This is a genomic window from Bacteroides sp. K03, assembly GCF_019734355.1.
Lineage (GTDB): Bacteria > Bacteroidota > Bacteroidia > Bacteroidales > Bacteroidaceae > Bacteroides > Bacteroides nordii.
Genome location: NZ_JAASHC010000035.1, coordinates 21,698 through 43,087 on the forward strand (window position 1 = coordinate 21,698; position 21,390 = coordinate 43,087).

Here is a 21,390-nt window from a genome sequence, read left to right on the forward strand (position 1 = left end):
TTAAATTATATTATTTCACAATTTTACCAACCAATATCCTTTGATCAATTTTCAACGTATAAACATAGTATCCTTTAGGCAGAAAACCGACGTTAGCCACATGTGCTATACCTCCTTGAATTATTACTTGTGCCTGATAAACAGTTTGCCCAGCAGTATTCATCACAGACACCTGGGCTGTCAAATCTTCGGCACCCATTACAGATATGTAGAAATCATCTGCAAAAGGCATCGGATAAGCACATCCTGTATTTGGAGTAATGATATTCTCAATATGAGTACTTGTACCTTGTTTATAATGATCACTTACCTCTTCAGCTGTTAACGCTTCATTATAGATCGTTAATTCATCCATTAATCCTTGAAAGCCATTCTCATAAGCTGTGTTACAATTGCCTATTGCCATCCTCTCAATAGTACCAATATCTCCAGTTTTATCAGCACCGGAAGCTACTAATATACCATTAGCATACATTTTTAGCTGTTTTTCTTCCACATCACGTACACAAACTAAATGTACCCATTCATTATTAAAATATTTAGTTGTCGCCCCGGTCACATTGATATCTGTCTTCGTTACATCATCGTCAACAGCCCAAGTCAAACGATCATTCTTACTGTTCTTCTGATACTGAATACCAAACCATTTACCAGTAGCTCCCTCATAACTATTAGTAGCGTGACTTCCCTTATGGAGCAAATACCAATCGACAGATCCACCTGCAGATTTAAACCACAATTCAATGGAAAATGATTCATTACCCAAAGTCAATGCATCATAATGTTCCTGTACAAAAGCAGCATTCGCTTTATCAAACTGCGCAGCATTATTTTGAATACCTTTCACCCATAGTGGAGTGAAATCTTTGGCAGTAGCATTTTCACCATACATATTTTCAAGTATAGTACCTTCTGTTTCATTGAAAGAATAATAAGCAACCTTACCACGCTCGGGTTTTGTTCCGGTTGTAAAACTCCACACATCTCCTTTACAATCCCCTAACAGATTTTTTGCATCTACGCGCCAATAATAAGTAGTGGCAGCCTCTACGTTAACCGTTACTACATTTGCAGTAGATGCTGTCAACACAACATCCATATCCTCTACAGATTTTCCTAAATATACTGTATACGAAAGAGCTCCTGCCCAAGCACCAGTCTTGTTCTCCCATGAAAGGCGAACAGATGTATAATCGGTAATAGTAGTTTCGTTTCCAGGTATCGGATTAACAGAAGCAATTGGAGGTGCAGGAACACCACGTGTAGCAAATTCCTGGGTGGAAGTATATAATGATTCCTTCTCCCCGTTCACTGTTTTTAGGCGAATGTAATAAGTGGTATTAGGAGCTAAGGACTCCAATTTATGAGTAGTTGTACCGGGGGCTAAAGAAATTGAAGTAAAATCTTTATTATCGATGGAATACTCAAGAATTACTGAAGTAGATTCCGGAGCATTGTTCACCCACTTAAATGAAAGATAGTCTGTGCTCAAAGAAGTCAGTTGCAAATTAGTAGGATATTTAACATATGGCATTGGTGCCGTAATACTATTAACATAATTCTCAATATTCAAATATCCATTTTCAGCCATTAACAAAGCATCATTCGGGTTATTTTTATCCAATCCATTGGCATCTTCCCAAACGTCGGGCATACCATCATTATCGGTATCCAACATTTTTTCACCATCAAAAATATTTCCAACCCCATTGGGAAGCCCCAACTCTGATTCTCCACTAAGTAAAGCTCCTTTAGTTCCTAATGATAGGAGTTCATCAATCATATAATTATCAGCTTCATCACGTACCGGTAAAGATGCTCCTACCCTATTAATAATCCAATCATAAGCCTCAGCCGCTGTTGTTTCTCCTTCAATAACAGGATGTTTTTCTGGTATCGTTGTAACTACTACTTTCTCACCATCGACTAATTTTCTTCTATCATAGTCCGAATAATCAAATTCATCAATCGATTTTACAAAAGTAACATTCTCACTTTCCGGATTGGACGCATCACGGCGATAATCATCTTCTGTGGCCTCATATCCATTAAGTATCCCATCCTTATTGTAATCAATCATATTACCTTTTTGGTAAACCTGAAAAGCTGCTTTTGCACGCGTAAAAGCCTTAGTACCTTCAACCGGACCTTTAATAAAGTAATTATTAGTAATAACTCCCCATGAAGAGGCTTCCGTATCTCCTAAAATATAGGCACCACCTTCTCCCCAATTATAAACCACATTATTGACAAACTGATTCAATCCTTTTACTTTAGGATTACGAGTTTTATTATCAATATAAAGATTACGATACAAAGTAACTCCCCCATTTGTCTGGATAAGACCTCCGCATGCATGTACCATAATTCCTTGCCCAATGATAGAATTCTGAATAGTAATATTATAAGGTTCAAAACCTTTACTATCCCAATTTATTGAGAAATTCTCATCCAATCCCCATGTAGCAGATACATGATCAAATATCATATTACCACCATTAGCAATACCCGCAGCATCGGCCCCACTAGTACCGCCAATGCCCATTCGTATACGCAAATAACGAACAATGATATTCTCGGCAGCAGAAAAAGAAACTCCATTACCATAAACCACCACTCCTTCTCCTGGAGCCGTTTGTCCGGCAATTGTAAGATTCTTTGAAAATACCAGACGAGATTTCAATTTTATCACTCCTGCCACATCAAATACGATAATGCGATTGGGTTGACTTACAGCATCACGTAAGGAACCTTTACCTGAATCATCAAGATTGGTTACATGGTATATTTCCGGAGATTCACTAGCTCTTGCCCCTTTGGCAAAACGTCCATAGCCTTCAGCACCAGGAAAGGCCAACTGTTGTGCATACATTGTTCCCATACAGAGTGGGAGGAGCAATGTAGTAATAAGTTTCTTATACAACATAGTTTTATCATTTATTTGAAGGTTACGCAGGAAAGAAATCAAATATCTCTCAATAGTACGTAGTAAGATTAATTTTTAAAGGCAATTAAGAATAAATATCAAAATTAAGAAGAGAAAAACGGTTCTTCTTATCGAAACCGTCTCTCTTCTTTTCCTTTTAAACAAAATGTTTATAAAACAATCTTTTTAACAACTATCCCCTTAGATGTTTTAATTTTTACAATATATAAACCCTCCATAGCATTCATTGGAACAACAGTTGAGTTGGAGTTGGCAACCGGTATACCTTGATTATTCACTACTACAACATTCTCAACATCGACACCGTTCACCACAATACTACCATCTTGTGCATAAACCACTACTTCTTCAGCTGTTTCGGCTACTTCAATGCCAGTACCTGTACCTGATCCGTTAGCAGTCAGTATAATTTTGTAGCCCATTACCGGAACCTCCGTAGCTTCTTCACCTTCACCCTCTATTTTTGTACCAGACTGATATTCTTGTCTTTCAGCAGTAAACGTAAGTCCGGCCGGGAATCCCTGATATTCAATCTCATAAGTATCACCTGCAGAGACAACCGCAGCATCTAAAATAGTAAATGTATCACCATTCTTTATATCAAAAGATTCAGCTGCTTTCACAATAATCTTGTTGCCGTTGAATGTAGCTACATTATTTGTAGTCAGTTTATCATAACTTGTTGCAGAGGCAAGTTCAAATTCAACTATCCCCCCATCTTTTACCGTTAACGGAGATTTCTGAGTTTCACCATTAATATCAGCCAATACCAGTTCGCCAATACCCATATAGCCTACTTCAAGTTTACCACCTTCTACAGCTATACCACCTACAAGACGCCCGTTACCACCACCAACTGCATTAGCATAAATAGTCATGGCAGCAGGAGCTTTTGTTACTCTATCTAATGCCACTCCAGTTTCAGTAACAGGAATATTAATATAAGCACGCCCAGAGTTTACGAACAAGCCCTTGAATACAGCAGCCGGACTTTCATTCACATGAGTAAAAGTATAGGTTCCTGTACCTGTCTTTATCAGACGAACCCAGTTATACGATTTTTTTCCGGGATCAAAGATAGCGACCGGTGTTGTTACATCTGTATTAGAATAACCCACAGCATAAGTAATATCCGGAGAAGTTGAATTCTTCACATATCCACCAAGCCATCCGCCTTCTTCTGCATTCAATTCGCCGATTGCATAGCAACGGTTTCCACTACCACTTGTAAATCCAGCTCCTTCCAGCAAAGTAACTTTCGTGTACACAAATGTAGAATCTACTCCATATAAATCTCCGCTAAAGTTTCCAGCTGCAACAAAATCATCAAATTTCTTTGTAGTATTCAAGAATACAGCTTTATATCCGGGTGAAAGAGCTTCATCGTTATTAGCACCTATCAGCAACTCACCTTCAAAACCTGTTAAACCTGCCATATCTGTTTTCCCTGCAAAATCTTCAGTAAAACCTACACGTTCACCACCGGAGTAGATAGTCAGTTGACCTTTACCGCCAAATTCATTTAATAAATATACATAACGTCCGGCTGTTATAGCTCCTGTGCTTTTATCTGGGACTACAATTGACGCAGCAGAAAATTTGAGGGTATTCTTATTATCGCTTATAGCCATACCTATACCTCCACCTTCTAGTGAAACTTTACGACCAAACGCATTAGGGGAATCAGCTTTTTCCATAATAACACATCCGCCACGTACCACCGTTCCACCTTTCAATTCATTGAGAACATTTAAAATAAAATTTCCACTACCCTCTTTCAAAAGAGTACCTTCACCAACAATCTTATCAGTAGTCTTTTCTGCCTGATAAGAAATAGAGTAATTCTTATCTCCACTTACCTTTATATCAGCCACTTCCATTTCACCGGTTAACTTAATGGTTTCTGTATTCACATCATTCCCATCAGCATCCTTAAAGTGGCCTCCGCCATTAAAAATAGCCGTAGAACCATTATCCCATCCGTTAGGAAGCAAAAAACCACCTCCGTAATCTTTTCCCCACTCTGACGATGAAACTCCCCAAACACCTGTCCCATACGAATTTTGCCAAATAAGTTCCTGTGCATTGACAATTGATACAGACGCTGCTAAAAGCGCTACACTAAGAAAAGTATTCTTTCTCATAGTTTTTAAATTATTAGTTTAACAACAGTTCAATATTAATATATTAACACCGATGCAAAAATACGCAGTTATCGAACACGGAACCATGTAAATTTTGGCTGAATTGATACAAAAATTGATTTTTATGATTTGAAATTAAGAAGAAAGATAGCAAACTATCTAAAACTTCTTAATGAATTTTCAACAACAAAAATTGTTTTATGCCGGAATAGGTAGTTCTAATACAATTTAATTTAAAAGTTATGCTTCCTACACAGAGAAGGGAGAAAGTTACATTTGGCAGTTATTTTGCAACATCCCTCACACTATGATAAAACATACAATATGCAGAAGATACATAGCGTGAGGGAAGGAAGGTAAAAGTATAACGACATCAAAAAAAATAAAATGATTGTCAATCTATTAGGGTATACTTTGTTTTATACCGGAGTACATTTTATATCTTAAAACACTAAATATCCTACCAAGATCAATCTGCTTTCCTGTAGAATATCGCCCTTCCCCTATGAGGAGATACAACAATCAATGATTATTCTTGATACATAGGATCAATACAGATTTTCGCAAAGAGTAATACAAATAATGTACCTACCGAATTATCATTCCGTTTTTAAGTACTTAGCAGAAATTCCGTTAAAAAATAGCCTAAAGTAAACCAACGAAGTAAAGTGTGTCATTTTTTCAAAGCTGTCTTAGTTATTACACCTGTAGAAGTTTCTACAGACACAACATAAATACCGCCAGCCAATCCATTCAACTCACCGATGTAAGCTGTACCATTATCAGCCTTTACTTCACGGGATAATGCCAGCCGACCGGAAGCATCGTACAGGCATATCTTAACCGAAACCTCTTCTTGCGGAACTACTATATAAAAGTGATTGAAGAACGGAGAAGGATAAATGCCCAGTTCACTGTTTATAGCGAGTTCCTGGTTGATACTGGTAGGAATACCTGCTGTATTTCCTGTTTCAAACAGATTGGCAACTTCCTCTGCTATTAAAGTTCCACGGAACAGCTTAAGTTCGTCTAATGTTCCAGCAAACGGTTCATTGAGTTTTTCCATCACATTACCAAAAACAATGCCCACTTCAGAATTCATATAAGCACGATTGGAATCTCTTTTTCCCAAGAGTTTGCCATCACAATAAGCAATCAATGCCTGTTCCTCATGGCTACGTACAAATACTAAATGATGCCACTCATTATTAAAGATATTTTTGAATGCATCACCCGATACCAACTTTATCTCATGCTTTGTTCCGTTCTGACTAACCGCAAAGTAAAGTTCATTGTTACGTATTTCCGCACCGCACCATCTTGCCTTGCCTTTACTATCTTTAAATGTACCTTTATGGAATAAGAATCCTTTTCCATCTACGGGACAAGAACCATCAGACTTCACCCACATAGATACAGAGAACGAAGCTGCCGGGTCTGCCGTACCACTCCCCCCTTCAAATTTCATTCTTTCATAATAGGGTACAGAGATACAAGAGCCGGTCACCACGTTTTCCAACAAAAGTCCCTGTTCATTTTTTCCTGCTACGTAAGTTGGCTCCAATTCAACCAATTCGGCATCCTTTGCTCCAGCAACATCCGCAAAATTCTTTAATGTCCCGTCTAATGATAAATACATGACCGGTTCTTTTGCATCCAATGTTTGAGTAATGAAACTCCAAACTGTACCTGTTGTTACTTCGTTTTTCACATTAAGAGCATCAACACGCCAATAATAAGTCTTTGAAGGATCAGCTTTCAATGTTAATGAAGTAGCTTCCTGTGCTTCTGCACCAGAGATACATTCCAATTTATTCTTTTCTGTACCGGCATATACCTTATAAGTAGTAACACCATTATCAGGATGCGTTTCGTTCTTCCAGGAAAGTGTGATATCTTTCGAAGCATTAAAAGAAAGGATAGCATCTATCTCCGGAGACGGTTCAATACATTGATCAGGTGCTACAAGCAAGCGCTTTGTTGCTACTTCCAACACATCGGAATATACCGACTCCGTTGTAGTATTATAAGCCTTAAGACGGAATGCACACAGTACGCCCGGTGTCAGATCTGAAACAGTATGAGAAGTAGTATTAACCGGTAATTTTGCCACTTCTGCAAAGGTACCCTGTGCATCACGTTGCTCTAATATATAACCCTCTTCTTCATCTGAATAATCTTTCCAGGAAAGTGTAATAGTAGTATGATCCGCTGTTGCTTCCATCGTTGAAGGGCATGCCAAGAAAGGCATCGGTGCATCAATACTATTAATGTAATTTTCGATATTGGCATAACCGTTAGCTGCAATCTTCATAGCGTCTGTCGGATCATTCTTGTCGAGACCATTCTGCTCCTCCCAAGCATCAGGTATACCGTCATTATCAGTATCCGGAAGTTTTACGCCTCTCAAGATTTCACCTGGGCCACGGGTCGGCAATGACATTTCCGTATCTATTATCTGCCCTTTAGTACCTAAAGACGTCAATTCATCAATCATATATGCATCCACCTCATCACGTACAGGAAGAGTCGCTCCTACGTTACTAACAACCCAATGATAAGCTTCTTCAGCCGTCATCTTAGCACCAATTACCGGATGTTTCTCTGAGGGTCCATCCAAAAATGTAGGTGTAAGTTGCTGACCTCCTTCAGGGATAGCACTGTCTGGTTGATAACGGTTACAATCCTCACGTGTCAATAAACGTCCATCCAACTTACCATCTCTGTTATTGTCAAAGTAATTACCTGCAAAATAAGTTACAAAAGCAGGTTTAGCACGTGTAAAAGGGACAGTCGGTCTAAAAGACTGGGTAACGGGATTTTCAGGAGTCCCTCCATTATAACGTACCAGATAGCGTTCACTCTTACCTTCAATAAAATAATTATTCTGAATATCAGCAAGTGAAGCCGCATCTGTATCCCCCATAATATAAGCACCACCATCACCCCAGTTATAGATTACATTATTAACGAACTGATTAAGCCCTTTCACTTTATTATTACGTGTTTTGTTATCAATATAGAGGTTACGGAAAAGTGTAATACCATTCTCATCAGAGGTCTGCATCAAGCCACCGCAAGAGTGGTCCCACAACCCCTGACCCATAATTGAGTTCTGAATAGTGATATTACGGGGCTGATCATCCGGACGTTTAGAGTCACCATTGATGGAGAAACATTCATCAGTACCCCAGGTCACCGACAAATGATCAAAAATCATATTTGAACCAAAAGCAACTCCAGCTGCATCTACATATCCACCCGGAGATTCCTCATAACCATAACGTACTCGCAGATAACGGCAGATAATATTATCTGCTCCCGAAAAAGAGACACGATTTCCATAGATCACAATACCATTTCCGGGAGCTGTCTGAGCTGCAATAGTCAAATTCTTAGCAAAAGGAATAACTGATTTGGCATGGATTACACCCGACACATCGAAAACCACAATTCGATTAGGTTGGCTCACTGCATCACGCAAAGAACCTTCACCCGAATCATTCAGGTTAGTCACGTGGTAAACCTCGCCATAACGACCACCAACAGCATAACGACCAAATCCTTCTGCACCTGGAAAAGCTAATTGTGGTTCGGTAACAGACTGTGCCGTCACAGGCAAGAGAGGAAAAAGAGCCAAAGCAAAGGTTCCCACGATTGAAGTAAAGTTTTTCATATTATTATATATTAAATGACGAGGCAAAAATAGGCAATGAGAGAAAAGAACATATTATTGTTTTTGGCACTTTAGATATAAATTTTGATTATCACCATACAGACACTAAATTCAAAACCAAAACAACACAACAAACAATAATTAATAAATACAATACTACCCCCTTCTTATAAGTATATTACACTTATAAAAGAGGGTAATAAATAAAAAAGTAAAAAGCTATTTATTTAAAATATATATTACTTTTTCAATACTATTTTATCGTACTGCTCTTCCGCCTTTATTTCAGAATATTTCGGTGCATCAATCATTTCAATCAACGCACGAAGTACGGGGCCTTCCCCCATCGGATCATTCTCTTGAGTTGGACGATTGTAATAATAAGAGATAGAAGGCATAATACCTGTACCTACACAAATAGCAGTCACATCTCCCTCATCCGTTATCTTCTTCATCATGCCTTTCAAACCCTGCTCTGCTACATAAATAAAGTCAGGATGTAACCAACCTTCTTTTACACCACGGGCAATACCAAAAACAAACATGGCTGTCCCAGTGATCTCTTCGTACGAATCTTCTTTATCAAGCAACTGATGCCACAAACCATTTTTCCCCTGATAACGGGCGACACCGCTGGCCTGTTTACGGAAATTCTCAATAACCGCCTCACGCATCGGATGATCTTTCGGCATCATGCTAAGCAAATCGGCCTGTGCCATAAATACCCATCCATTGGCACGACTCCAATGAGCAACGCCATGTTCCTTGTTATCGGTATGGTAACAATGATAATAGATATTCTTTTCCGGACACCACAAATAACGGGTGTAGTTCAGCACCTGATTGGCAGCATCATTGAAATACTTTTCATCACCAGTCATTTTCCCCATACGGGCCAGGAAAGAGATAGCCATGAAAGCGTCATCTGCCCAGATTGTATTGACATGCGGCCAAAGACGGGCAATCGTTCCATCTACCAGGCGAGGTTCGGCATAATTCAAATGATCTGCTGTTTCATTCACATAGTTAAGAAAAGCCTCATTAGGGTGACGCATCTGTAAATCAATCAAACTAGCACCCATCGGCCCATTATCATCCAAACGTTTAGCACGGAAAATCATATGCCAGCTCAACTTGCGAATTGCATTCCAACCTCCTTCTTTGAAAGCCTGATCATACTGGCGACGGAAAAAGTCAAGATTACCTTCATTGAAGACAAAATTCATATTCTTCAATACATACTTGTCATATTTCTGGTCGCCTACTTTATCGGCAAGTTCCATCAATGCGATATTAGTGACCCCATTCGTGTAGTGCCAATTATTGTATTTACAAGCCACTTTCACATCCATTGACAGAGGAAGTTTCTTCACTGATTTATAAACCTCTCCAGTCTTGGTGTTCTTAAATTCGTACGTAGTACTATTAAGTATCCGATCGGCAATTTTCACTGCAGCCTCTCTTGCCGTCATTTTAGTCTGAGCGGAAAGAGAAATAGTACACAAGAAAAGAGCACAAGATATAAAGATTCGTTTCATGGATATAACTGCTTTGATGATTATTTAGGTAAATTGAACGCTGTTGTCATTTCACGCATTTGTTCCTGACTCATACCATCGGGAACAAAGCCCATATTGCGTGCATTAATATAGATCTGAGCCGATTTGCTTAATACATCAATCTGATCAAACGCATCCATAATATCTTCACCAACAGCACAGGCACCATGTTTTTCCCACATCACTACATCATAATCGTCTAACTCTTTGATTGTGGCCTCAGCCAATGCTACAGAGCTTGGCAATGCATACGGAATAATCCCCAAACCACGCGGACAGAAAGCCTTTGTTTCGGGTATCATACTCCAAAGCAGATTGGTCAGCACGTCCTTCTTCAGGAAAGGTTCGTGATGCGTCATAGCAATTAGCTCAATAGGATGCGTATGAAGAGATGCTTTATAGGTAGATCCTTTACTAATCAGATAATTGTGCATACACAAATGTGACGGAAGTTCGGAAGTCGGTTGTACAGGTTGGTCGGCTATAATGACATAGCTGGCACAATCATCGAGAATACGAATGACAGAACCGTGTTCCATTGGCCAACGAGCCAAATCACGCATACGCTTGTTGGTTCCTTTGCAATAAAAATAACACCCCTTCAAATAAGGAAGTACAGTACCAATAGCCTTCACTTCACTAATAGGAGCCAGAGCGCGGATTTCATCATCAACAAATTCAGTAATATTCACTACGATATTACCACCATTACGTTCGGCCCATCCTTTTTGCCAGAGGTATCCGGCTACCTCAGCGGCTTTGTTCACTTCATTTGTAAGAGCCGGACGATTTTCTAAAATTGATTTCATCTTTATTATTTACGATTTAACGATTTACGATTAAAAAACAAAATGATTTACGATTTGACGATTTACGATTTGACGATTGAAGTTACCTGATTTATTATTGGTTACAGACATTTTTCAATCGTAAATAGTAAATAATAAAATCGTAAATTCCTTTAGACTTGTGCCATAGCAACCACTATAATGGAAGAGATGAGTATCGCCAACCCTAAAATCAATGTCCCGATTGTTGAACAGCTTGCCCCTTTCCATTCTTTGAGAATAATCCCCCAAACATTACTGAAAGTAACATTTAAAGACATCAGGATACTCCAGGAGAATGCCAGCAAAACAGGACTATCTACCAGAAAACTCTTTCCCATTTCCAAACCAAAGAACTGAGAATACCATAGTACTCCAGCCAATGCACAAAATAACAAATTATTAATCAACTGACCTCCTTTAACAGAGAAATATTCTTTACCCGTTTTGTTTTTAATATTCTGTTGAATACAATATGCAGCATTAGTGCAGAAACCACCAAAAGTAACAAGGAAGATAACAGGCAGCCCTGCATACAGAGCTTCTACACCACCGTTAAGAGCTGCTTCTTTAATAGGAGTTCCCGCATCCAGCCCGAGGGCAAAACAAGCACTCATTACACCTGCCAGTAAAGCGACCAACAGACCTTTAGTTAATGCAAAGTCCTTTACGGCCACTTTTTTCTCTTCCTCAGTCATATTTTTGGAACGTAAACTACCGGCATAACCGATTACCGCAATACCGGCTAACGTGATACAGACCCCAATAAGCAACATCAATCCATCACCATGAAACAAATCCTTTCCGGCAAAAATAGCAGGGAAAAGAGTACCGAAGCCGGCACAAGTCCCTAACGCAATACTCTGCCCGAGAGCTATACCAAGATAACGCATACTAAGTCCGAACGTAAGTCCTCCAACACCCCACAACACCCCGTAGATAATAGCAGGAAGAGCTCCTCCTGAGCCCCATAACTCAATAAGGCTACTTCCCCCAGGAACAGCCAATAAAGCCCCTAACAAAGGAAATAAAAGCCATGCAAAAATCCCCTGCACCAGCCAAAAACTTTCCCAAGACCAGTTTTTTACTTTATTTATAGGCACATACGAGCTACTCTGTCCGAAGCTTCCAATGGCAATAATAATGAGTCCTATCAGTGTATTCATGTATATTAGTGATTAGTTGATTAGTAATTAGCGATTAGCGATAAATAAGTGACGAGTGATAAGTGATAAGTAACAGCGAAACCCGCTAATCACTCATCACTTATCACTAACCACTAATTCACTACGCCCCTCTTTTTGAAGTTACTTCTACCTCGTATTTCTCTATTTCTGCGATAAAATCTTCACCTACAGGAACATTATTCTTCAGACAGAACATATCCCAAACAGCATTCCACGGAAGTGATTTCGATTCTTCGAGCAGAGCAAGGCGCTGAAATAATTTATCGTCAGCTTCGTATTCACGAAGTTTAGCAATCGGTTCAAGTAAACCTTGCAGAAAACATTTCTGTGTGGCACGGCTACCAATAACATATGCTCCGATACGGTTAATGCTGGCATCAAAGTAGTCCAGACCGATATGTACACGATCAAGTGCATTGCAACGTACAACTTCTTTTGCCAGATCCAATGTTTCATCGTTCATGATAGTCACATGATCACTATCCCAACGAACAGGACGACTAACATGCAACATAATTTCGGGTGTGTAAAGCAGCAAAGACGAAATCTTGTCGGCTACACTCTCAGTAGGATGGAAATGACCGGTATCCAATGTTACCATTTTATTACGACTTGCCCCGTAACCAATATAGAAGTCATTAGAGCCTACCGTATAACTCTCTAGGCCAATACCAAATACTTTTGATTCAATACAGTCCTTCATATGCTTATAGTCAATGGCAAAAATCTGATCCAGAGAATCTTTCAGCAATTCACGATAACGTAAACGATTCACAGTAATATCTTTACTACCATCGTGTACCCACAAATTCATAATACAAGGATCACCCTGGCGTTTACCCATCTCCTCAGCTATAGCACGACAACGCTTAGTATGCTCTATCCAGAAGTCACGAATTTCTTTGTCCGGATTTGACAAGGAAAGGTTTCCACTTTTTGGATGAGAGAAAGAGGTAGAATTGAAATCCAATTTCATTCCATGTTCTGCTCCCCACTGTATCCAACTTTCAAAATGTTTCGGTTCTACCTGATCACGGTCTACAAACTGTCCTCCAAAATCACCATAGATTTCGTGCAAATTCAGACGGTGTGTACCAGGTATATATGAAGCAGCTTTCAGAATATCTTGTCTAACTTCCTCTATATTACGTGCTTTACCCGGATAATTACCAGTAGCCTGGATACCTCCGCTCAATGATCCGTTTGATTCGAAGCCAGCCACATCATCTGCCTGCCAGCAATGTAAAGACAATGAAATTTTCTGTAAATCCTCAAGAGCTTTATTAGCATCAACCCCCACAGCCGCATAACGTTCAACAGCTACGTCATAAGCTTTTTTAATCAATTCTTCTTTCATGATATTATATGTTTAAAGTGAATATAAGCCGTATCCCAATTCTCTGAATTTTGCGGTTTATAAGTTTTCAAAGGAATAGAGTTGTGAATAAGTTGTCGCATTCCTTTAATATCTTCCGCCTCACCTGCTGTCATAGCCTGTATCATAACATTTCCAATGGCAGTAGCCTCCGAAGGACCGGCTATAACCGGAATCCCGATTGCATTGGCAGTAAACTGATTCAATAGCTCATTCCGGCTTCCTCCGCCTATTACATGAAGCGTCTCTATAGGCATAGGAGACAAATTACGTAGATTATCCAATACCTGACGATAGCGAAGCGCCAGACTCTCAAAAATACAACGTACAATTTGTCCGCGTGTTTCCGGTACAGGCTGATTGGTTTCTGCACAGTACCGACAAATCGCCTCCTGCATATCAGCAGGATTGGCAAAACAAGCGTCATCCGGATTAATCAGACTACGAAAAGGTTCAGCTTTCTCGGCTTCAGCTATCAATTCCGGATAAGAAATGTTTTCCCAACCTGTACGACAACGCTCGAGTAGCCACATACCACATATGTTTTTCAACAGACGAATCGTACCTGCTACTCCACCTTCATTGGTGAAGTTCAACCGTTCTGTCTCTTCTGTGATTACCGGAGCATCTGTTTCTACTCCCATCAGTGACCACGTACCACTACTTAAATAAGCAAAGTTACGATTCAACGCCGGAACGGCAGCTACAGCAGAAGCAGTATCATGTCCTGCTACAGCGATAACCGGAATAGCTCCCAGACCAGTGAGTTTCTGTATCTCTTTTGTCAACACTCCTACTTGTTCACCCGGATAAACAAAGCGTCCAAAATGTTCTTCAGTCAGTCCGACCACTTTCAACAATTCCGGCTCTAACTTCCGGGTTTGGGCATTGACCAACTGTGCCGTACTGGCGATAGTGTATTCTGTCACCATTTCGCCTGTCAACATATAACTCAAAGCATCCGGAATAAATAATATTTTATCGGCAACAGCCAACGCACTGTCACTATTGCCACGCAGCGTATCAAGTTGAAACAAAGAATTAAAATTCATCACTTGAATGCCTGTCAAACTATACACCCGGCTGCGGGGAACGCGGGTAAAGAGAGCTTCCGGCGCTCCATCCGTATGAGGGTCACGATAAGCATAAGGCTGACGCAGCAAATGTCCGTCTTTACCTACACAAACAAAATCAACCCCCCAGGTATCAATGCCAATAGAAGTTATAGATACATTCCGTTTCGCCACCAGTTTCAGTCCATCTATAACAGACTGGTATAGAGCATAAATATCCCAATAGTAATGTCCTCTTACTTCAATAAGCTGATTGGGAAAACGATTTATCTCTTCCAGCTCCAATCCCTTATCCGAAAAGGAGCCTAAAATAGTACGTCCGCTGGTAGCACCCAGATCGACCGCAAAAAAAGAGTTCTTCATGTCTGTATTATACGTGTTTATTTTGTGATATCTACATTCTTGTTATGTTCAAGTTTCAGTTTACTTTTAGCATTTACAGAAAAGTTATTCATCTTCCAGTCTTTTGCCCATGAAATGGTTCCTGCGTTCTCTCCACTGAAATGTACATTATCAAAGTCAAATCCATCAATTGTACTATTCTCTATACCAGACACCTTGATACAGGTTTGTGCGTTAGTGGCAGTAACATTCATAAAATGTACATTACGGAATTTGGGAGTTCCTTGTTTAGGATCTACCGGAGTCAACATCTTAATCCAGTGTGTCGGAACATTTTTTTCATCGTAACCTTCAGGCAACTTTGAAGTACTGTAAGCCGGATGCCAGTTTAAATCAACCACAAACGGATCGCGTACTCCAATCATTTCAATGTTACAGAGATAGATATCCTCTATTACACCACCACGCTGACAAGTACTCTTGAAACGTAATCCGTATTTTGTGCCCATACCTGTCATATTATAAGCCACAATATTGTTGATACCACCCGAAGTTTCGCTGCCACAAGTAAACAATCCGTCTCCATGTCCGGCAATGCAATCACGAATCACGACGTAACGGCAAGGACGATTCACCCGGAGACCATCACTGTCACGGCCTGCTTTCAGACAAAAATTATCATCATTGCAATTGATATTCGAGTTTTGTACCAATATATATTCTGAAGAGTCGATGTCTATGCCATCTGTACTGGGACCACGACCTTCAATATTATTACTAATAATAATTCCGTCAACAGTAACATATTTACTATATAAAATGTGTAAACTCCAGAAACCCGGCTGATAAAGCACTATGTTTTCTACTGTTACATTCTCACATTCGGCGATAAGAATACCTCGCGGACGTTCACAATCATAGTCAACAATCCAGCGTAACCCTTTCGGATCGTATTCTTTCCGCATCGAACGATACTTATCCCAGAAAACTTTGCCGCGACCGTTAATTACTCCATCACCGGAAATCGCGGCATTCTTCTTACCTATTATATTGACCAATGCCGAAGGCCAGTTCATTTCTACACCGGCCACCCGGGTATCTATTTTCTTATAATCATCAATGTCCTGCGAACCGATAAGCGTAGTTCCTTTAGGAATATTAAAATTGACATTATTACCTACAAAGAGAGCACCGGTCAGATAAATTCCCGGACTAAAAGTAACAATACCTCCTCCTGCCTGCTCAGCAGCGTCAATTGCTTTCTGAATAGCAGTGGTATTCATTTCCAATGCATCTCCTTTGGCACCGTAATCGGTTACATTATAAACGGTTTGTTGTACAGGAAAAGTCTTAGCGCCAACCTCCTTCATCCAAGGGAAATCGGGGATATTAGCAGTTTGTGCTGTAACGTTGAAACTTATAACAGACAGGAATACTCCTATCAGGCAAGTCAGGTTCTTCATGGTATACATTCAATTATTGTGAGTAATACTTTTAATGATACAAAAATAGGGGATTCCTCCCCTATTTGTGCTGCACGTTTTGATATAAAGGGTGTCTTATTTGACAATTTGGCTCACTCCTTCACAAAAGCGGATAATGAACTTTTCACCTTCTTTATTATGTATTGTCACATTCTTCAAAGTAATATTGCGACTATAAATAAATTCGGCTCCTATCTGAGAAGTAATATCCAGATTATCAAGCGTTATACCATCAATTGGCATCTCTGGTATACCATTAAAAAACAGCGCCCGGCGTGCATTGGAACATACCAGATTCGAAATATGAATATTACGAAAACAAGGAGTAGTATCGTCTACCGGCAACGGGTCAACTTTAGCAGGAATCTTCTCACCACTCTCTAATACTTCAACAGCAGACTTACCTCCATAGTAAAGATTGAAAGTCACAGGTTCCGTCGGAATATCCATCATAGAAACGTTACGTATCCAGATATTCTCAACAACTCCCCCGCGTCCCCGCTTACTCTTGAAACGCAGTCCGACATCCGTCCCCAAAAACTGACAGTTACTAACGGAAACATTACGTACTCCACCACTCATCTCGCTGCCTACAACAAAACCGCCATGTCCTTTGAATACCGTACAGCCATCTACTACAACGTTCTCACAAGGACGGGCACGACGACGTCCGTCTTCATCCTTTCCACTTTTCAAGCAGATACCATCATCTCCTACATCAAATGTAGAATTCACAATCAGTGCATTTTTACAGGATTCCAAATCAAGCCCGTCGCCATTCTGAGCATAACTCGGGTTACGTACCTGTATATCCTCTATCAAAACATTCTCACACATCAGAGGGTGTAGGTTCCATGCCGGAGAATTTTGAAAGATCACCCCTTGGAACCAGACGTTTTTACACTCTATCAGACTTACCATCACCGGACGCAGGAAATGACGTACGCTCTGCCACTCTTCCTCCGTCTTTAAATTCTGAGGTACATTCATATTGCTGATAGTATCTCCTTTAAGTGTTTGCGGATATGGAAACCAATAAGTAGGACGTTTATAAACTCCTCCCCGGGCAATGGTTTGTTTCCAGACACTTTCTGTCACTTTCTCACGTTTCAAAGGACGCCAATAATGACCGTTTCCATCTATTGCTCCTTGTCCGGTAATAGCTACATTAGTCAGATTACGTCCCGAAATAGGCGACTGGCAACGGCGAGTGTCTAATCCTTCAAACACAGTTTCTACCAACGGATAAAGTTCAACATCCGGAGAGAAGAGAATCACAGCCCCTTTCTCAATATGAAGATTAATATTACTTTTCAGAACAATAGGACCGGTCAGCCAAATACCTGCCGGAACAATCAAGTACCCACCTCCACGAGCCGATAATGCTTCAATAGCCTTTGCAAAAGCATCAGTACAAAGTTCCACCCCATTACCGACAGCACCAAAATCCGGCAGAAACACCTTCAGACTAGGAAACTGGGGTGCTTCTACTTTTGGCATTGTAAAGGGAAGTTTTTGGTATATTTCTTCATATTTATAAGTTTGTGCCCAGGACGGCAATACCGTCCATGCACAAAGAAACCAAACAATTAAAATTCTCTTCATTCGACTTTATTTATAATTCATAGGATTCACGTTAATTATGGTATGCTATTTATACGTTTTGATAGTTTCTATACTACCATCATCATAAAATCTCCTTTCGATCCTAAAACCTGTAGGAGAAGTCATTTCTTGTCCCATTATATTATAATAAACAGTGCGTAACAACCTTGCTGATGGCTTGCCATCTGTCTTTGGGCTTTCAAGACCTGTGGACAGTTGTTCCACTGCCTTTCGCAGTTGCGCATGTACATTATAATAAGCAGGCTTTGCTTTCAGTTCATGATTGAATAAAAGTGGAGCATTCTTTCTCCAAGAGTGGTTATCCGAAATACCCCAAACCAACATCGAGGAACAATTTTCATTCCTTAAAAATATTCTTGTAATTGCACCATATTCTTTCGCTTGTCTCTCGAGTGCATCCTCCGCTGTAGGATCAGCAAGGGCAATATCCAACTCTGTAATGATACACTTAAGCCCAAGATTGTCATAACGGCGGATATTCTTTTCCAATTTCATGGTATCAAGTTCACCTGTAGTGAAGTGGCACTGCAAACCACACCCTTCGATGGCCAAACCTGATTCTTTCAAGCGCTTAACAAGGTTGTAATAAGCTTCCGTCTTTGTTTTTCCTACCATCTCTGCCCCATACTCGTTGATATACAACTTAGCATCGGGATCAGCCTGATGTGCCCAAACGAAAGCTGAGTCAATAAACTCTTCACCGATATAAGTAGCCCAGATAGAGGGACGAAGTTTATAGGCTGTAGGATCAGAACGAACAATTGACTGGTCATCATCGAGTACCTCGTTGCATACGTCCCATTCCGTAATCTTACCTTTATATCTGCCAACAACATTGAATATATGATTTTTCAAGATATCCAAAAGTTGACGTTTGGAGAAATTGTTATTATTCTTCTTTCCATCCGAACTTACCCACGATGGAACCTGCTGATGCCATGCCAAGGTATGACCACGTACCACCTGCTCGTATCTGTCTGAAAGCCATAGAATGGCATCAGAACCTCCGTAATTGAATTCACCTTGGTTAGGTTCAGTGGCATCAAATTTCATCTCATTTTCACCAACAATCATATTGAATTCCTCCCCCACAAGACCAATCTCACCGTTAGTCTGGCTGAAATCATATCGATAACTGGCAGCTGCCACACCAATATTTTTTCCTAATTTCTCAGCATAGAAACGAAGTGAGGTAGTCATATCCATATCCTCAACCCAGTCGTCATCAGGATAAACAGTCTCCCCATCATCTGGTTCGTCATCGTCCTCCTGATCACCTTGACCACTATAGGCGAGCGATGTCACTTTGGCCACTACGCAGAAACGACCGTCTTCTGCTTCTCGTTCATCCACTACCCATGTATAAGACTTGGGATAACGGATGTCGAAATCCCAACTATCCACATCCTCCTTCATAGCTGAAAGCAAGACAATCTCATCACCCACATGCAGTTCGGCATCTTCTGTCAACGCTATCTTCAAACGAGGCTGCTTATCAGAGGTTTCAAAGTCTTCAGTTATCGTACTAAAGACAAGTGTACCTTTGATGTCAATCGCCGAAAAGTTTTTCGCATCTTTAATATATGCAATAATATTGGCTTCGGGATGCAAAGTTACTTTCACTGCCAACGCTGCTTTAGTATAGTCCGCAAAAGTGAGTGTACCCAACGCTTGGTCAAGTGTAAACGGGTCTCCCCCCGTCAATGTGCCATACACCTCTGTAGCGGCAGCAATATTCCCATTTCCACAGAGTGTAGCCCTATGATATACCATCACAGTACTACTATTACCAGTCGCACCCGATAAATTCTCTTGTAAAGCCACTTCTTTGTCATTTGCAACTATGATACCACCTTGAAGAACGCACAATCCTCCGTTGATATCGTTCTCGTTGCCTGTCAGATAATAATTACCAATACCTTCCTTGAGGATACCCACTTTGTTACCCGATGCTTGAGGGGCAATCAGACTGCCCAACACGCCATCAGTACCTTTGCCTCCAATGACATAATAAGAATTGGCTGTACCTTTTTTATAATACCCTCCCAACCAAGAGTTTTTACTACTGTGGATTTCACCGATACGGACGCCACGCGTACCAGACTCCAATGCCAACATCGTACCGTCTCTCATGATGAGAGTCTTGTCGGCAAGAAGATTATTGCAATTCGATGCAGCCAGATTATCGGGTTGAAAAGTACCACTACTCATAACCAGCCCATAAAATCCACAACTGCTATTCACATCTTTATAAGGATAGAGTTCGATACTTCCTTTAAAACCACTCCAATCCGGCGTAGTGGTTCCTTTACTGGCAGAGGTTCCCAAATACGAACGTTCACCTCCAGCATGTATTTTGAGCGTGCCTTCACCTGCCAACTTACCCGTCCATTCCGAATAGCGTGAGGTTAGCACATTGGCAATTTGTCCCGCAGAGATATAGATATTGTCAGAAATATTCCTATAGGAAGAAGCTGTGTTGTCCACACAATAATCGAAGGTACCATTATCTTCCACAGACACAAAATCATCATAGGTCCCAACCAATTGTATATCATCAATGTAAAAATCCGAATTGGCGTGATGGATGCCCAAGCGAAGTTTGTCGGAGACATTGTCAGGAGACAATCCCTTCATCGTATAAGTTTTCACTTGCCATTCGTTGTTATTACCCTGTTGGGGATAGCCTTCGTCACGATATACTTCCGTGTCACCTATAAAAGCTGCAAACTGCTTCCAATTGTCGATGTCGGTGGCACTGCGATACAAGCGATAACGTATGGAACCATAACGATCCGTTAATTCGTTGCCACGCAATGTACTGTTGATTATAAACTCAGGATGGCATCCCCAATCTTTCAACACGATATGGAGAACTTTGTTATCAGGGTTTGTTGGATCAGCTTCTACTATGGCAGTCGAAGTGATAGATCCACCGTTACTCTGCCATAGTTTCCATTCCGTTCCAATGGGATAATTCTCGAAATCGCACACTGTAAGGGGAGTGGCAACAGATACTACAGCCATTGTAGCTGTAAGCAAAAAAGCACAAATTTTCTTTTTCATCCTTAAATAATATATCGTTAAAAATTTGATTTACCATATAGGTTGATTCATGCAGTACATGCTACTGAAGCATATATTTTATAA

11 protein-coding genes are annotated in these 21,390 nt (G+C 40.3%); all 11 read right to left on the reverse strand.

Going from position 1 to position 21,390, the window contains the following annotated elements; all coding sequences use genetic code 11:
* Positions 1-10: 10 nt before the first annotated feature.
* Positions 11-2,926: a LamG-like jellyroll fold domain-containing protein gene (locus HCG69_RS17950; protein ID WP_122201118.1), complete on the reverse strand. Its 2,916-nt coding sequence runs from the start codon at positions 2,924-2,926 to the stop codon at positions 11-13.
* A gap of 170 nt (positions 2,927-3,096) precedes the next feature.
* On the reverse strand, positions 3,097-5,091 hold the full coding sequence (locus HCG69_RS17955; protein ID WP_195349796.1) for a T9SS C-terminal target domain-containing protein: 1,995 nt from the start codon (positions 5,089-5,091) through the stop codon (positions 3,097-3,099).
* A 673-nt stretch (positions 5,092-5,764) separates the two neighbouring features.
* Positions 5,765-8,767 (reverse strand): LamG-like jellyroll fold domain-containing protein, encoded by a 3,003-nt coding sequence (locus HCG69_RS17960; RefSeq protein WP_221651164.1) that lies wholly within the window; start codon positions 8,765-8,767, stop codon positions 5,765-5,767.
* A gap of 239 nt (positions 8,768-9,006) precedes the next feature.
* Positions 9,007-10,305: a glycoside hydrolase family 105 protein gene (locus HCG69_RS17965; RefSeq protein WP_221651165.1), complete on the reverse strand. Its 1,299-nt coding sequence runs from the start codon at positions 10,303-10,305 to the stop codon at positions 9,007-9,009.
* Positions 10,306-10,325: 20 nt separating this feature from the next.
* Positions 10,326-11,135 carry a rhamnulose-1-phosphate aldolase gene (gene rhaD / locus HCG69_RS17970; protein WP_002559058.1) on the reverse strand — a complete coding sequence of 270 codons (810 nt, stop codon included), beginning with the start codon at positions 11,133-11,135 and terminating at the stop codon, positions 10,326-10,328.
* A 152-nt stretch (positions 11,136-11,287) separates the two neighbouring features.
* Positions 11,288-12,319: an L-rhamnose/proton symporter RhaT gene (gene rhaT, locus HCG69_RS17975; RefSeq protein ID WP_002559057.1), complete on the reverse strand. Its 1,032-nt coding sequence runs from the start codon at positions 12,317-12,319 to the stop codon at positions 11,288-11,290.
* Positions 12,320-12,440: 121 nt separating this feature from the next.
* Entirely contained in the window at positions 12,441-13,700 is a 1,260-nt protein-coding gene (locus HCG69_RS17980) for an L-rhamnose isomerase (RefSeq protein WP_182416605.1), read from the reverse strand.
* Positions 13,694-15,151 carry a rhamnulokinase gene (rhaB, locus tag HCG69_RS17985; RefSeq protein ID WP_007483728.1) on the reverse strand — a complete coding sequence of 486 codons (1,458 nt, stop codon included), beginning with the start codon at positions 15,149-15,151 and terminating at the stop codon, positions 13,694-13,696. Before rhaB ends, HCG69_RS17980 begins: the two co-directional genes overlap by 7 nt.
* A 17-nt stretch (positions 15,152-15,168) precedes the next feature.
* A complete protein-coding gene (locus HCG69_RS17990; protein ID WP_196039443.1) occupies positions 15,169-16,593 on the reverse strand; it encodes a glycoside hydrolase family 28 protein in 1,425 nt (474 codons plus the stop codon).
* A 96-nt stretch (positions 16,594-16,689) separates the two neighbouring features.
* Complete coding sequence (locus tag HCG69_RS17995; RefSeq protein WP_002559053.1) at positions 16,690-18,219, reverse strand: glycoside hydrolase family 28 protein; 1,530 nt, start codon at positions 18,217-18,219, stop codon at positions 16,690-16,692.
* Between the two features lie 45 nt (positions 18,220-18,264).
* Entirely contained in the window at positions 18,265-21,306 is a 3,042-nt protein-coding gene (locus tag HCG69_RS18000; protein WP_002559052.1) for an endo-1,4-beta-xylanase, read from the reverse strand.
* Positions 21,307-21,390 lie beyond the last annotated feature (84 nt).